This window comes from Acinetobacter sp. PFS20, assembly GCF_052261015.1.
GTDB lineage: Bacteria > Pseudomonadota > Gammaproteobacteria > Pseudomonadales > Moraxellaceae > Acinetobacter.
Genome location: NZ_JBPVZE010000001.1, coordinates 3,458,127 through 3,473,831, shown reverse-complemented (window position 1 = coordinate 3,473,831; position 15,705 = coordinate 3,458,127). Strand labels below are relative to the sequence as shown.

Sequence of the window (15,705 nt, the reverse complement as noted above, 5' to 3'; positions counted from 1 at the left end):
GCGCATATGGATTTTATTGTTCATCAGTCTTTGAAAATTGTTGAAAGTGGTGTGATTCCAGATCATGCCATTCGAGCTGCAATTCGTGCTTTAAGCAAAAAACGCTTAATTCAAGAAGGCCGTTATGACCCTGAACAAGGGGCACAGCGCTATATGGATGTACTTAATATGTTAAAACGGAGTGAAATCGCCGTTGAAACAGATAAAGCAAACGAGCAGCACTATGAATTACCCACTGAGTTTTTTCAGGCGGTGCTTGGAAAAAGACTCAAATACAGTGCATGTTATTTCCCGACTAAAACAACAACTTTAGATCAGGCAGAGGAACTCGCACTTCAGCTTTATTGTGAAAGAGCACAACTTAAAAATGGTCAACACATCTTAGAGCTAGGCTGTGGCTGGGGTTCTTTAACTTTGTGGATGGCAGAAAACTATCCACGTTCACAGATTACGGCAGTTTCTAACTCTGCTACACAGAAGAGGCATATTCTTGGGCAAGCAAAGTTAAGAGGTTTAAACAATATTGAAGTACTTACCTGTGATGTAAATGTGCTTGAACTAGAAAAAGGTCAGTTTGATCGTGTTGTATCAGTTGAAATGTTTGAACACGTTCGTAACTATCAACGTCTTTTTGAAAAAATTCAGGGATGGTTAAAAGTAGATGGCTTACTCTGGTGCCATATTTTTTGTCATCGCTTTTTACATTATCCTTTTGAAGTGAAATCAGATTATGATTGGATGTCCAAGTATTTCTTTACTGGCGGTTTAATGCCGTCGACTTCAACTTTTTTGCATTTTCAAGAGCATTTAGAGTTGGCTCAACAGTGGCAGTGGTCGGGTGAGCACTATATGAGAACGGCAAATGCTTGGCTTGAGAATATGGATAACCAAGAAGTCGAACTGAAACCACTGTTTAAAAGAATTTATGGAAAAGATGCCAATATTTGGTGGCAACGCTGGCGTATTTTCTTCATGGCTTGTGCTGAGCTATTCGGTTTTGAGCAAGGACAAGAATGGGTCATTGGTCACTTTTTATTTAAAAAGAGAGCATTGTAATTTCTACAGCCTATCCCGGCGATAAAGATATGATAAGAACTCGAAACGATGGCAAAGCTAGTCATCCATTAGCCCAAATGTTCAATCGATATTATTGGTTGCAGATTGGTCTGATTGCATTATCGATCGTGGTCGGGTTGGCTTGTAGTGCTTGGGTGATTAAAGGCTCTTTACTTAAAACTGCTTTAGAGCAGGAAATGGAACATTATTGGTTACGCATCGAACGTAATCCAAATGCAGATTTACCAGATACCAAAAATTTATATGGATATCGGTGGAATACACAGGTCGCACCACAACCCTTTAAAGATATGCGGTTAGAAAGTGGGGTTCACCGAATATTTGTTGATGGTAAAGAACGTATGACGGTATATGGAGAACATAACGGTCAGCATGTTCTATTGGTATTTGGCGAAAGTAATGTCAATAAGCTGATCTGGTTATTTGGACTTGCTCCACTTATGTTCAGTTTATCTGTTCTATATAGCTTTCTGTGGTGGTCAAACCGAAGAGCAAGACGCTATTTTTCCCCAATTACGCGTTTAGCAAATGCTTTAGAAAATATTGATTGGGCACATCAAGACACTCAAGCTTCTCCTTTTAAAGATATTAATACCAATGGCAATATGGAAGCAGAATATCTCAAACAAGCCTTGGAAAAATATCATCAGGTTTTAAGCGATTTTATTCGACGCGAAAGAGAATTTACTGGAGATGTGAGTCATGAGTTACGCACTCCGCTCACAATCTTAAAGGGTAATGTGCAACTTTGTCAGGCGAAGTATGGAGAAGATAAAGCCCTAGTTCGACTTCATAATACGATTGAGGACATGCAGTTATTAGTCGACACCTTACTGGCAATCGCACGTAATACAGTAAAAAGCTTACCTTCTGAAAAGAATTTTTTATCTAAGACTGTAAATGAATTAGTCGAAAGTTTAGATGCGGTCAGTGAGAGTAAGGGCATACATATTCATATTCAACCTGATCTTTCTGAACAGCCGCGTTGGTTATATCCCTCTATGACACAAATGGTGTTAAGCAATATTTTACGTAATGCACTGAACTATTCGCAAGGTTCACAAATCGACATTATTCAACAAAAAAACAGCCTAATTATTGCCGATAATGGAATTGGAATTTCTTTACCTAACGATGTCAAGGTGCAAGAGCTCAGCGATTCACAACTGTCTTTAAAGGCGAAGGGCCATGGAATTGGTTTGCAATTGGTACAAAAGCTTTGCAAACAATTAGGATGGCGAGTCGAGTTGTTTGATCGACAATATTATTTAACCACCCATCCCGAGCTCGATTTGGAACCGACCACGGGCTTAATTGTTGTGGTTTATTTGAGTTAACTTGCTGAACTGTCTAAAGCAATCTTTAAACCGACACCTGCTACTGTGTGTAATAATTTAGGATCAAAAGGTTTATCAACCATTTTTCTTAAGTTGTAGATGTGACTGCGTAACGCATCACTTTCAGGTTCTTCATCGCCCCATAGCTCCATCATCAGTTCTTGTTTGGTCACCACTTTTGGAGACTGGCGCATCAAAATTTTTAATAGTTTGAATTGAATAGGGGGTAACTCGATATTATTTCCGGCACGAACCACGGTTTGAGTTGCGCTATCAAGAACTAAGTCGTGAATCTGAATTTTATGATGAGTAACTTCACCAGCTGCTCTTTTTATTAATGCGCGGATCCGCATCACTAATTCATTAAAATCAAAAGGTTTTACCAAATAATCATCTGTGCCAGCAGTAAAGCCTTTAAGTTTGTCATCTAAAGTATCTCTTGCTGTTAGCATAAGAACGGGAATATCCACACCTTGTTCGGTGCGTAGCCAGTTGCATAGATCATAACCTGAGCCATCGGGCAGATTTATGTCGAGCAGCAAAAGATGATAATGCTGCGATTTGAGAAAAGTCCGTGCAGCATCTAAATTGCGCGCATGATCGATCACATAACCATGCACTTCAAGAAATTCACAGACCGTTGCTGCGAGTTCAAAATGGTCCTCAACCATGAGGATAAAGTGATTACCCATGAGATTTTATTAAGCCATTAATTTAATAGTTGTTGTTTTAATTTAGCATTAAATGGTTCGCTACCAAACCAGATTTTAAAATATTGATTTGCATTCGGATTGTTTAAAGAACCCAGTAGCTTCTGGTTTAATTTTAGTTCTAGTTTTTGATTTTCATGTTGGTAATAGAGGCTATAGAGATCTCCACTTTTAATTGGCCTATATAGTTCATTAATATGATTAAGCGGAGATTTTGCATCAAAGCCGCTAACATTTTTCTTCAAAAAATGGGCTGCTGCGCGTTTAAATGCCCACTCGGGAATATCGCGGTTATAGCTAAAGTCCAGTTTGATGCTTTGGCTTTGCCAATTTTTTAGGCAGTCTTCAGCAAAGTAACTGACATTTCCTACATTCTTACTCGTCACCATTAAAGGTGCTGAACTGCATTTTTTTAGTTCAGTCGCATTCGCCTGAGATGCGATTAAGATTCCTAGAAATATCAAGACTCGACTTTTTTGAACGGTAATACCCATTTATATACTCCTCCAAATATTGGTAAAGAACGGTAAAGGCCATTCGCTGGATCCCAATAATCTTGCTGGAAAATAATTTTTTGTTGCTCATTAATCTTAATTTGACTAATTCCATAAGAAGCCATGGTTTTTGAGCGACCTAACATTTTAAAGTCATAGGTCATGTACCAATGAATGTAGGCTGTATCTTGGTGATGAGTTGCACTAATGAGTTTTACAGTGACATTACTCACTCGGGCATTCATGCCTTCAAAATGCTTAATGAGATCTTGCTTTTGAGAGAACTGCGAGAGTGTATCGTTGATATAAAGTTGATCAGCGTAAAGATGACTCGCGTTATTCACAAAAGAAGGGGTGCCAAGCGTATTAAATGCGGCAACAAAACGATTACCGATATCTAGTGCCTGTTGATCATCTAATTCTATACCAGTAATTTTTTGTTCAGCTTTGCCATAGTCACCTGAGTAACTAGGCACACTTTTACACGCCGTTAAACCTACCAAAGTAATCAACCCTAGGGCTGTAGTTATAATTTTCATGTCGATATCCAAGCCAACTTTATAAGATTAAATTAAAGAGCTGGTCGTGAATTTTGCGTGAATTCTTATGTTTTATGATTTGGGTTTAATGGAGAGCGTTTTCTGTTTTGGAAATTTAATAAACTAGGTCTAATCAACTTAAAAATTTCTATCGACTTCACAGCGTTTAAGATTAATAAATAAGATAAGCAAGAAAAAATTTAAGAAAGCAATTTTATTCTAGCTGCGCTTTACCCATAAGAGATATAGATAAGTTTTGCATAAATAGAAGGATTCAATAATGAAAACAATCGGCTTACTAGGCGGAATGAGTTGGGAATCTACAGCGCTTTATTATCAGCAAATCAATAAAATGGTTCATCATAAATTAGGAAAATTGCATTCTGCTAAAGTCATCATTAATAGCGTCGATTTTGAAGAAATAGCAGCCTTGCAAGCGAAGGGTTTATGGCAAGAAGCTGGCGCATATTTAGCTGAGCAAGCACAAAATTTAGAAAAGGCAGGAGCAGATTGTATTTTGGTGTGTACTAACACCATGCATAAAGTTGCTGCACAGATTGAAGATTCAATTACCGTTCCTTTCTTACACATTGCTGATGCAACGGCAAAAGAAATTTTGAGTCAAAACATTGGTAAAGTTGCACTGTTAGGGACAGCTTTTACAATGGAGCAAGATTTTTATAAAGCTCGATTGCAGGATTATGGAATTGAGGTAATTATTCCAAATGAAGCTGACCGAAAGATAGTCCATAGCATCATTTATGAAGAACTTTGTTTAGGTGTGATCAACCCAGATTCACAGCAAAAGTACATCGCTATTGTAGAAAGACTCATAGCTGAAGGCGCCCAAGGCGTTATCTTGGGTTGTACTGAAATTTGTATGTTGATTGGTGAGCTTAAATTCTCGGTCCCTTTATTTGATACTACGACCATTCATGCAAAAGAGGCGGTCAGTTTTAGCTTAAATGAAAATAAAAACGCTGATAGCGCCAATCTACATAAGTCTGCTGCAATTGCTGGGAGTATTCTTTAGCAATATTTGGAATATCCTTTGTCATTAAACGTTAAGCTTGTGTCGTCAAATGTAAAGTTGCCCATATCCTAACTGTTGTAATTTTGGTTATTGCTTTTATAGGCACTCAATAAAAAACCAAAATATGGAATAGGACATGACGTTGACGAAAGCTATACGTTTCTATGGAACAGGAACGCCAGAAGTAATGCGCTATGAAGATGTAGAAGTAGGAGATCCAAAAGCTGGAGAAGTACGCCTACGTCATGTGGCAGTCGGCCTAAATTATGCCGATACATATTTTCGTAATGGAACCTATCAAATTCCAATGCCTAATGGCATGGGCGTCGAAGCTTCAGGTGTCGTTGAAGCTTTAGGCGAAGGAGTCACTCAGCTTAAAGTCGGTGATCGAGTTACTTATACAGGTTTTTTAAATACGTTAGGTGCATATAGCACCCATCGTCTAATTCCAGCAAATGCTTTAATTAAATTACCCGAAGAAATTTCTTGTGAAACAGCGGCAGCCATGACCATGCGAGGGCTGACCGCTGCTTATCTGATGCGCCGTATTTATGACTTTAAAGCGGGCGATTCAATTTTACTACATGCAGCCGCAGGCGGTGTCGGGCTGATTGTTTCTCAATGGGCCAAATTACTTGGCTTGACTGTTATTGGGACCACATCTTCAGAAGAAAAAGCTGTCGTAGCACGAGCTCATGGTTGTGATTATGTCATTAACTACAGTCATGAAAATGTTGCTGAGCGTGTACGTGAGTTAACAGGCGGCGTTGGTGTAAATGTCGTTTTCGATAGTGTCGGTCAAGCGACTTTTATGAGTTCATTAGACTCTCTCAAACGCCGTGGTTTATTAGTCTGCGTAGGAACAGCGTCTGGTCCAATCCCTGCTTTTGATCCGGTATTACTCGCCGTGAAAGGATCATTGTTTGTCACACGTCCGGCTTTGGCAGATTACATTGCAGATCCTGCCGAGAAGAAAGAACTGGCAAATGAATTATTTGATCATGTTCGACATGGACGAATCAAAATTGAAATTAATCAGCGCTATGAGCTAAAGGATGCCGTGCAAGCTCATCGTGATTTGGAAGCACGTAAAACAATAGGTTCATCAATCTTTGTAATTTGAAGGGATTTCTTATGCAAATTGAACAGTTAACTTGCAATATTGGTGCAGAGCTCAGTGGCATCAAACTTGCTGATGCGATTTATGATGATGGATTATTTGCTGAAATTCGCACACAACTACTTAAACACCGTGTGTTGTTTTTACGAGATCAGCATTTAACCCGTCAGGATCATGTCGCATTTGCAGAAAAATTTGGACAACTCGAAGATCATCCTGCGGTAGGCAGCCATCCTGATCATCCGGGTTTGGTGCAGATTTATAAACATCCGGAAAGTCCCATCGATCGTTATGAAAATGCTTGGCACAGTGATGCAAGCTGGCGTAAGGTTCCACCGATGGGATGCGTGTTGCACTGTGTTGAATGCCCACCTGTAGGCGGCGATACCATGTGGACTAACATGGTGATGGCCTATGAGTCGTTACCCAATGATATTAAGGATACGATTGCAGACTTACGTGCCTACCACAGCATAGAAGCGAGTTTTGGTGCGGCTATGCCACTTGAAAAACGCTTGGACTTAAAAGCAAAGTTTCCCGATGCTGAGCACCCAGTAGTACGTACTCATCCTGAAACAGGCGAGAAAATTTTATACGTCAACGCGTTCACAACCCACTTCAGTAACTATCACACCAAAGAGCGCGTCAGATTTGGACAAGATGCCAATCCAGGCGCAGCTGAACTACTGCGTTACTTAATTTCTCAAGCTTATATTCCAGAGTTTCAAGTGCGTTGGCGCTGGAAGCCTAACAGCATTGCCATCTGGGATAACCGCAGCACACAACATTATGCAGTCATGGATTACCCACCTTGCCACCGAAAAATGGAGCGGGCCGGCATTATTGGTGACGCAACCTATTAAATCTATAGGTTAATAATTTTATCTATTTGAAAATTCTAAAAATATATGAGGAGATGCACATGCAATTCTTTGACGACTCATTGCACCCGGAAAATATGGAAAAAGTGGTAATCACGGTTGCGCCGTATGGCCCCGAATGGATGCCAGAAGACTTTCCAGAAGATATTCCAGTGACCATGGATGAGCAAATACAAAAAGCGGTTGAGTGCTATGAAGCGGGCGCGACAGTGCTGCATTTACATGTCCGTGAGCTTGATGGGAAAGGCTCTAAACGCTTGTCAAAATTTAACGAGCTTATCGCAGGTGTTCGTGAAGCTGTGCCTGACATGATTATTCAGGTAGGCGGTTCGATTTCATTTGCACCAGAGAGTGAAGGTGAAGCGGCTCTATGGCTAAGTGATGACACCCGACATATGTTGGCTGAACTTACACCAAAGCCCGATCAGGTTACGGTGGCAATTAACACCACACAAATGAATATTATGGAATTGCTCTATCCTGAATATTTAGAAGGGACTTCATTGGCACATCCAGCGACTCAGGCAGCATATGCAGAGATGACTGTGCCAGCAGGACCTGCATGGGTTGCCGAACATATTAAGCGCTTATGTAAAAACAATATTCAACCGCACTTTCAGTTAACGGGTATGCATGGGCTTGAAACCCTAGAACGTATGGTACGTAAAGGGTTGTACATGGGGCCGTTAAACTTAACTTGGATTGGAATCGGTGGCGGTTTTGATGGTCCAAACCCATTTAATTTCTTTAATTTTATTCATCGTGTACCTGATGGATGTACTTTGACATCAGAATCTCTACTCAAAAATGTATTGCCTTTTAACACCATGTCGATGGCAATGGGTTTACATGCCCGTGTAGGTAATGAAGACACGATCATTGATCATCACGGACGCCGTTTTTCATCTGTAGAGCAAATTAAGCAAACCGTTCGGATTGCCCATGAATTAGGCCGTGAAATTGCCTCAGGAAAAGAAGCCCGTGAAATTTATCGTATTGGGGTGCAATACAACAGTATTGAAGAAACCCTAATCGCAAATGGTATGGCACCCAATCGTAAAGCAGGGCAAAAGGGTGTACCGCAGCGTAACTAATGTGACAAGGTCTAACGGAATTTAGACCTCAATTGTAGTGCAGCTTATTCGCTTTGTTTTTAAAAGTGCGTTGCTGCACTAGCTAAATAGAAATTATAAAAAAATACAAGGAGGTCGTATGAATGCACATCAGTATTCAGATCAGATGAGCGATGTTGATACGTCAATCAGTATACCTCGTCGTTATGCATGGCTTGTTTTTGCTTTGACATTTGGTTTACTCATTTCAGATTACATGTCCCGACAAGTCTTAAACGCAGTCTTTCCTTTACTTAAAAATGAGTGGTTGCTCAGCGATAGCCAGTTAGGTTTGCTCAGTGGCATTGTCGCGTTAATGGTGGGTTTATTGACTCTGCCATTGTCTTTAATGGCAGACCGTTTTGGACGAGTGAAAAGCTTGGCGATTATGGCAGCTTTATGGAGTTTGGCGACTCTAGGATGTGCACTGGCTGAAAATTATGAGCAAATGTTTATTGCTCGTTTTATGGTTGGTGTGGGTGAAGCTGCTTATGGCAGCGTTGGAATCGCGGTGGTTGTGGCTGTTTTTCCAAGGGAAATGCGTGCAACACTCGCCAGTGCTTTTATGGCGGGTGGTGTATTTGGCTCGTTTTTGGGTGTGGCTTTAGGTGGTGTACTCGCACAGCACTTCGGTTGGCGTTGGGCTTTTGGAGGTATTGCTTTATTTGGTCTCATTTTGGCTTTTCTATATCCAATTTTAGTGAAAGAAAACAGAATAAACGCAGCACCTCACAATAAAATTCGTAGCAAAACCCAGCACATTAAAAGCCCTTTAAAAACTTTATATTCAAGTCGTTCAGTCATTGCCACTTACATTGGTAGTGGTCTGCAATTATTTGTTGGTGGCACGGTGATTGTCTGGATGCCGAGTTATCTCAATCGCTATTACGGCATGAGTACCGACAAGGCAGGCGTAATGGCAGCGGTCATTTTGCTATGTAGTGCAGTAGGCACCATTCTATGTGGCATGTTGTGTGATTATTTGGGCCGTAACTGTCCAGATCGTAAGGTCAGTTTAGCGATTACGTACTGCTTGGTCGGTTGTGTTCTTTTATTCATTGCTTTTGCTGTGCCTGCGGGACGTAACCAGTTACTTCTCATCTGCCTCGGAATGTTTATTGCCCTTGGAACTAATGGGCCATCTAGTGCCATGGTGGCCAATCTCACACATAACTCAGTTCATGGCTCTGCATTTGCAACACTCACCTTAGCTAACAATTTTCTTGGTTTAGCGCTTGGTCCTTTAGTCGTTGGCAAAGTATCTGATGTGATTGGATTACACAGTGCATTTCAACTCATGCCATTGGTCAGTATTGCAGCCGCAGCCGTATTTTTTTATGCCAAACGTCATTATCACAAAGATATCGCGCGTTTTGAGCAGCAAGGAATAACTGAGCTTAAAAATCATACAGGTAACCAAATACAAAAATGCGGGATGAATAACAAATGATGATTCGGCAATTACATATTGATGTATTTTTTGACTTTATTTGTCCTTGGTGTTTGATCGGAAAACGTCAGTTACTGATCGCTATAAATAGATTTTATCAGCTTCGCCCCAAAGTCAAAGTTGTCGTGCACTGGCGAGGTGTTCAGCTCATACCGGACTTAGCAGTTGAAGGTGTACCGTTTCAAACGTTTTATTTGAAACGGTTAGGTAGCTTAACAGCAGTTCGTATGAGACAAGAACAGGTCAATAAAGCTGCACATAAAGTTGGGCTCAAGATCGATTTTGAGCAAATTAAACGCATGCCAAATACGGCCAAAGCTCATCGCTTATTTGATAAAGCTTTAAAGATAGGAACTCCTGAGCAGTGCAATGCATTGTTAGAACAACTCTTTGCTGCATATTTTTATGATGGGTTAGACATCGGAAATACCACTACTTTATACAAAATCGCGAAACGTTGTGGTTTCTCACCTGAGCTTATCAAAGATTTACTTATTCAAGATCATCAAGATTTTATCTCTGCAAGTACAGGAGGTAATGGCGTGCCTTATTTTATTTTTGATCGGGCTTTAGCCTTAGTGGGCGCGCAATCAGCAGATGTACTTTATCAAGCGATGCAAGAGGCAATGGTGGCACAAGGAGCGTTGATATGAGCAATCGATTTGAAGTGCCTTTTGAGAAAATACCGAATTCAGGTGAGCGAGCTTTTTTAAAAATTGGAGATAAAAATCTCGCACTATTTAACGTTGCGACTCAGTTGTATGCAATCGATGACAGTTGTCCTCATCAGGGGGCATCGTTATTTAGTGGACGTCTAGAAGGACGAGTGATTCAGTGTTGTGCCCATGGTCTACGTTTTGATTTAACAAATGGCTGTTTAGTTAATTCTGCTCATCTCAAAGTTGCAACCTATCCCGTAGAAGTGATCGAGGACAAGGTATTTATTGTGATGGGCTGTGGGGAAAACCATGAGTAGTTTAGTTTTGAAAAATTTTTCCCAGCGTACAAGAGAATTAGCACCAGGCTTTGTGGTCAGTTCGGTCGTTGCTGCGGCTGCCTGTTTTTTATCAGAGCACTATGGTGCGCCAGTCATGTTATTTGCACTATTACTCGGCATGAGTGTGAATTTTTTAGCGGCTGAAAGTAAATGCAAGGCGGGGATCGAATTTACCGCACGGAGTGTGCTGCGGATGGGTATTGCCTTACTCGGTATGCGTATCACTTTGGGTCAAATCACCGCACTAGGTTGGCAGCCTGTTGCGTTAGTCGTCACTCTGGTTATTGTCACAATCGCCGTTTCTGTTATTGCCGCTAAAATCTTAGGCTTCCAAAAACTATTTGGCATGCTCACTGGTGGATCCACGGCAATCTGTGGTGCTTCAGCTGCATTGGCATTATCTGCTGCTTTTCCAAATCATCCGCAAAAAGAAAAAGCGACTTTGTTTACCGTAATTGTCGTGTCGGCACTTTCAACATTTGCAATGATTGTCTATCCGATGATTGCGAAGTGGCTAGAGTTATCACCACAAGCTGCTGGTGTGTTTCTTGGTGCAACGATTCACGATGTGGCGCAAGTGGTCGGCGCTGGTTATAGCATGTCTACTGAAACGGGTGATACGGCGACTGTAGTTAAACTTATGCGTGTGGCAATGCTGCTTCCAGTAATTGTTTGTGCGGCCATGATTACCCGCATGCAAGGTGCAGATTCAACAGGGGAGCGGCCACCATTGCTGCCTTGGTTTGCTGTTGGCTTTCTACTACTTGCTTGTATTAACAGTACAGGATGGGTGCCAACAATGGTTCAAAATGGAATTAATGACTTATCACGCTGGTTTTTAGTTATCGCAATTAGTGCTTTAGGGATGAAAACTCAGCTAAAAGAATTAGCATCTGTTGGAATTAAACCGATTCTTTTAATGATCGGCGAAAGCATCTTTTTAGTGGTATTAGTTCTTGGGCTTATGCACTTGTGGTTTTAATTTTAAAAATTAGATTTTTAAGGAAGCTATGAAGTCGTTCTCCAGCTTCCTTATATTTTAAATGACTTGATTTGGTGTCAAATAAAGAGAAATTAACTGAGCAGAGCTTTATTGTGACTACGCCACATATTTGGTGACATACCAAATTGGCTAATGAACCAACGCGTAAAAGAACTCGGCATTGAGTAACCTAAAATATCAGACACTTGAGCAAGTGAATAATTTAGATTTTTTAAATAACGAAATACGAGGTCTTTGCGTACTTCATTCATTAAATCACTAAAACTCGTTTGAGCTTCTTCTAAACGACGCTGCAAGGTCCGAACATGAATACCGTGTGTTTGAGCGACTTGATCAATCGTAGCGCGACCCATTGGCAAAAGAAGATAAATACTTTTACGAATATCAAAAATCATGGTCGATTTATTACTATTCTGCAAAATATCTAAATAACGCTGTGCATGGTTGGCCATAGCCAGATTTGCTTGAGGGTTTGTTGTATCAAGTTCGGCCGCCGTACAAACAATGCCATTAAAGTCACTACCAAACTCGAGCGCACAGCCAAAAATCCGCCGATGCAAAGTTAAATCACTAGGCGGGTTATGGGTGAAGTGTACACTTAATGGCCGCCATTTTTGCATCATGAGTGCTGCACAAAAACGATGGGTGATTCCTAAAGCAAGTTCCGTCGCTTGGCGACTATACCCGCAAGTTGTTGTCACTACTTCCTCTCGAATAACAACCGTATCGTCAATTTCTTCGATATATATTTCAAGTGAGTTATTGAGTAAATTTCTATAACGAACAATCGTTTGTAGCGCTTCTCTCAAAGTGTATTGGTAACTTAATAATAAGCTCAGTTCACCAAAATCCGCGATTTCACGTTGCTCTGCCATATATAAACCGAATACATCACAATTACTCATTTGGGCTGAGTCTTCAAGCAAGGTAATGGCTTTATCTACAGGAATACGTTGTTTAAGATCATTCAATTGAGTTTGGCTAAGCCCAACACGTGATAATAAATGGTAGGGATTTAGATCTAATTGCTGAGCAACTGCCAAATAATTTTTTAAAGAGGCGGTATGCGCAAGAGGCACCATTTTATTATCTCCTGTTCTTAATCAGCCATATTCCTTACAGCTCATATCTAGTTATAACTAAAATATCTACATTACAAAAGCTTTTATTTAAGAGCCTAATCGTGATGTCTACTTAATTTTAAAACTATTCTTTTGGCTCACTTGTAATTACAAAAACTATTTTAATTAATTTACGAAATTTTAAAAAGATGTGTCGTCAAATGAAAAGTCCGTGACGCCTTATGTACACCATTAACTGAACTGAGCCTTTATTGTGAATGGAGTTTTATAAAAATTCTTATGCATCCTAGATGGCAAAATTCACAGGCGTTGAAATGGAAAAAATACAAACCAAAGCAACAATTTTAATTATTCCGGGGTTACGCGATCATGTTCCCGAGCATTGGCAAACGATCTTAGAAACAAAGCTAGCAAAAGTTCGCTCTGTACCGCCTGTGCAAACCAACAAACTCAATTGTGAAAATAGAGTTGCTGCTATTCAGGCACAACTCGAACAAATACAAGGCCCAGTCATTTTGGTTGCACACAGCGCAGGCGTGCTGATGGCACTACACTGGGCTGCAAAATACCAACGACCAATTCAGGGTGCTTTACTTGTGGCTCCCCCTGACTTAAACGAAAGCTGGCCAGAAAATTATCCAAGCCCAACCGTACTTCATCAAGAAGGATGGAGTCCTTTACCAGATCAAGAACTACCTTTTCCCAGCATTTTGGTTGCAAGCACCAATGACCATTTAGCTCGTTATGAAGCTGTAGGTGAAATGGCAGAAAAGTGGGGTAGTCGACTCGTAAATTTAGGTGAAGTGGGACATTTAAACCCTGCATCTGGCTTTGGCTATTGGCCCTTGGCTGAACAATTTATTCAACAATTAGATCAGGTTGAACAACCAGCCTAGGGCAAAAAATACCTGCTTATGAAAACCATTTAAAGCCAATGGATGGCTTTAAGTAATAAGCAATAAATAAGAAAAATCATATTTATAGGGAGATAATATGATGGGTCATTACGTCTATTTAAATCAAAGAAATAATCACGTTTTATATATTCAAAAAATAGGTGTTTCATTAAGCCTAATTTTATTCATGTCTAAAGTAAATGCAGCGAATTTTGATATTGATAAAGACTGGAAGTTCGAGACAAAAACGACATTAAGCCTAGGTGCAAGTTGGAGTACGCAAGATCCATCCGTTTCATTACTTTATCGGCCTGACGCAAACAAAATAGGCAAACAAGGCGCTAGCATTGATGTGAATGGTGATGATGGGCGAATGAATTTTAGTAAATATGATGCAATTTCACAGATCATCAGAGGTATAACTGAAGTTAAGCTAAATGGAAAACATCAAGGTGCAGTTATTAGCACTAAATACTGGTATGACCATGCCTATGAGACAGGACAAGGAGACTTTAAAACCTTTAATGACTCAGCATGGCCAAGGCTCGCAATGTTCAAAGGTATCGATTTATGGAATGCCTATATATGGAAAGATTTTGAATTGGACGATGGAAAAAGCATCAATTTAAAATTAGGCAAACAGACTTTAACTTGGGGCAAATCTCAGTTTTTTCAAAACGGTTTAAATTCGGTGAGTGCATTTGATTTTGCCGCAATTAACCGACCGGGTGGTGATGCAAAAGGAAGAATCATTCCAACCGAAATGTTTTCATTCGACACAAGCATTAATAAAAATTTGAAAATAGAAGGGTTCTATCAATTTAAATTTAGACCTTCAGTTGTTGATGGTAACGGAACTTTCTTTGAGATTTCAGACTTTGTGCCCGAAAACGCAGGTCCAGTTCTGATTGCTGGAGGGGGAGATAAATTATCAGATACCGCAATTCGTTTACGTACTTATATTCCACGTGCAGAAAGTAGAAAAGCAAAGGACAATGGCCAATATGGCATTGCTTTAAAACAGACATTACCAAGTTTAAATAATGCTGAGTTAGGTATTTACTATGCGAACTACCATAGCCGTAATGCAAACTTTGATGGAACGGCTGTAACAGCAGCAGGACCCGAACATTTTAATACCGCAAGTTATTTTTCTATCTATCCTGAAAATATCAAAATGTTTGGATTAAGTCTGACTGGGAAAGTTGGAACAACAACCATTTTTAGCGAATTAACCCACAAACCTAATCAACCTTTGCAACTAAACGGTACAGACATTGTCTATGCTCAAGTGCTATCGGAAGGAACACCATTTGCGCCGCCGGGAAAAACTGTTGAATTAGGTCAATATATTCAAGGATATGTACGCTTACCCGTAACACAATTTTCGGTTGGAGCAACTGACAGCATATTCAATATTTTGGGAGCAAATTCGATGACATGGTCTACAGAGTTTGCCTTAAATCATATTGCAGATATTGGTAATCATCGGTTTGGCCGGACAGGCGCATTTGGCCGTAGTGAGCTTTCAACAGGGGCTTATAATCCTGAAACAGGCGAGTTTAAATGTACGCCGTATGGTACAGCCCATCTTACAAATGCAGAAATAGACAATTTAAATGAACGCTTTTGCAATAAAAACGGATTTTTTAATGAATGGTCATTTGGCTACCGATTACGTGGAGCATTAAATTATCAAGATATTTTACCCTCTACAGTGATTACGCCAAGTCTTAGTTTTAGACATGATGTTTATGGATATAGTCAAAACTTTCAAGAAGGGCAAATGAGTGTAAGTGCGGCGTTATCTATGACTTATCAGCAAAAATATACAACAGAGATTGCCTATAATAACTTTTTTGGTTCTAATGAATTTAGCACGATAGATGATCGAGATTTTGTATCATTGACGTTTAAAGCTAATTTTTAGTTCAATTATTTTATAAAAAATATATAGAAATACTCGTTATAAAT

The 15,705-nt window shown here is 40.0% G+C and carries 16 protein-coding genes; 12 read left to right on the top strand and 4 right to left on the bottom strand.

All coding sequences use genetic code 11. The annotated features are described in order from the left end of the window. The first annotated feature begins 6 nt into the window (after positions 1-6). Entirely contained in the window at positions 7-1,056 is a 1,050-nt protein-coding gene (locus ACS125_RS16430) for an SAM-dependent methyltransferase (RefSeq protein ID WP_443273381.1), read from the top strand. Positions 1,057-1,085: 29 nt separating this feature from the next. After that, positions 1,086-2,414 carry a sensor histidine kinase gene (locus ACS125_RS16425; protein WP_443273379.1) on the top strand — a complete coding sequence of 443 codons (1,329 nt, stop codon included), beginning with the start codon at positions 1,086-1,088 and terminating at the stop codon, positions 2,412-2,414. On the opposite strand, the gene ACS125_RS16420 is transcribed toward ACS125_RS16425, so the two are convergent. Genes ACS125_RS16420 through ACS125_RS16410 form a run of 3 tightly spaced genes read right to left on the bottom strand, consistent with a single transcriptional unit; the run spans position 2,411 to position 4,157 of the window. After that, on the bottom strand, positions 2,411-3,106 hold the full coding sequence (locus ACS125_RS16420; RefSeq protein WP_353157457.1) for a response regulator transcription factor: 696 nt from the start codon (positions 3,104-3,106) through the stop codon (positions 2,411-2,413). The genes ACS125_RS16425 and ACS125_RS16420 overlap by 4 nt on opposite strands. A 17-nt stretch (positions 3,107-3,123) precedes the next feature. Continuing rightward, positions 3,124-3,618: a chalcone isomerase family protein gene (locus ACS125_RS16415; protein ID WP_443273376.1), complete on the bottom strand. Its 495-nt coding sequence runs from the start codon at positions 3,616-3,618 to the stop codon at positions 3,124-3,126. Further along, a complete protein-coding gene (locus ACS125_RS16410; RefSeq protein ID WP_443273374.1) occupies positions 3,585-4,157 on the bottom strand; it encodes a nuclear transport factor 2 family protein in 573 nt (190 codons plus the stop codon). The genes ACS125_RS16415 and ACS125_RS16410 overlap by 34 nt, the downstream gene beginning before the upstream one ends. 280 nt (positions 4,158-4,437) lie before the next feature. On the opposite strand from ACS125_RS16410, the gene ACS125_RS16405 reads away from it, so the two are divergent. The 8 genes from ACS125_RS16405 (at position 4,438) to ACS125_RS16370 (ending at position 11,732) form a co-directional block, all read left to right on the top strand. After that, on the top strand, positions 4,438-5,190 hold the full coding sequence (locus tag ACS125_RS16405; RefSeq protein ID WP_443273372.1) for an aspartate/glutamate racemase family protein: 753 nt from the start codon (positions 4,438-4,440) through the stop codon (positions 5,188-5,190). Between the two features lie 136 nt (positions 5,191-5,326). Beyond that, on the top strand, positions 5,327-6,313 hold the full coding sequence (locus ACS125_RS16400; protein WP_443273370.1) for a quinone oxidoreductase family protein: 987 nt from the start codon (positions 5,327-5,329) through the stop codon (positions 6,311-6,313). 11 nt (positions 6,314-6,324) lie between these two features. Then, positions 6,325-7,173, top strand: a complete 849-nt coding sequence (locus tag ACS125_RS16395) for a TauD/TfdA dioxygenase family protein (protein ID WP_443273368.1) — start codon at positions 6,325-6,327, stop codon at positions 7,171-7,173. Between the two features lie 59 nt (positions 7,174-7,232). After that, positions 7,233-8,285: a 3-keto-5-aminohexanoate cleavage protein gene (locus tag ACS125_RS16390; RefSeq protein WP_004643365.1), complete on the top strand. Its 1,053-nt coding sequence runs from the start codon at positions 7,233-7,235 to the stop codon at positions 8,283-8,285. A gap of 118 nt (positions 8,286-8,403) precedes the next feature. Further along, positions 8,404-9,753, top strand: coding sequence for an MFS transporter (locus tag ACS125_RS16385; protein ID WP_443273366.1), 1,350 nt, complete (start codon positions 8,404-8,406; stop codon positions 9,751-9,753). After that, positions 9,750-10,406 (top strand): DsbA family oxidoreductase, encoded by a 657-nt coding sequence (locus ACS125_RS16380; protein ID WP_443273364.1) that lies wholly within the window; start codon positions 9,750-9,752, stop codon positions 10,404-10,406. The genes ACS125_RS16385 and ACS125_RS16380 overlap by 4 nt, the downstream gene beginning before the upstream one ends. A gap of 14 nt (positions 10,407-10,420) precedes the next feature. After that, a complete protein-coding gene (locus ACS125_RS16375) occupies positions 10,421-10,729 on the top strand; it encodes a Rieske (2Fe-2S) protein (protein WP_081399612.1) in 309 nt (102 codons plus the stop codon). Beyond that, a complete protein-coding gene (locus ACS125_RS16370) occupies positions 10,722-11,732 on the top strand; it encodes a YeiH family protein (protein ID WP_443273362.1) in 1,011 nt (336 codons plus the stop codon). The genes ACS125_RS16375 and ACS125_RS16370 overlap by 8 nt, the downstream gene beginning before the upstream one ends. A gap of 92 nt (positions 11,733-11,824) precedes the next feature. Here the strand turns inward: ACS125_RS16370 and ACS125_RS16365 are convergent, their stop codons facing one another. After that, the gene (locus tag ACS125_RS16365; RefSeq protein WP_443273360.1) at positions 11,825-12,835 is read right to left on the bottom strand and encodes an AraC family transcriptional regulator; all 1,011 of its coding nucleotides are present in this window, start codon (positions 12,833-12,835) and stop codon (positions 11,825-11,827) included. 290 nt (positions 12,836-13,125) lie between these two features. Here ACS125_RS16365 and ACS125_RS16360 point away from each other — a divergent pair, with 290 nt between their 5' ends. After that, positions 13,126-13,731: an RBBP9/YdeN family alpha/beta hydrolase gene (locus ACS125_RS16360; RefSeq protein ID WP_443273357.1), complete on the top strand. Its 606-nt coding sequence runs from the start codon at positions 13,126-13,128 to the stop codon at positions 13,729-13,731. Positions 13,732-13,831: 100 nt separating this feature from the next. Beyond that, complete coding sequence (locus ACS125_RS16355) at positions 13,832-15,661, top strand: DUF1302 domain-containing protein (RefSeq protein WP_443274006.1); 1,830 nt, start codon at positions 13,832-13,834, stop codon at positions 15,659-15,661. Positions 15,662-15,705: the final 44 nt, after the last annotated feature.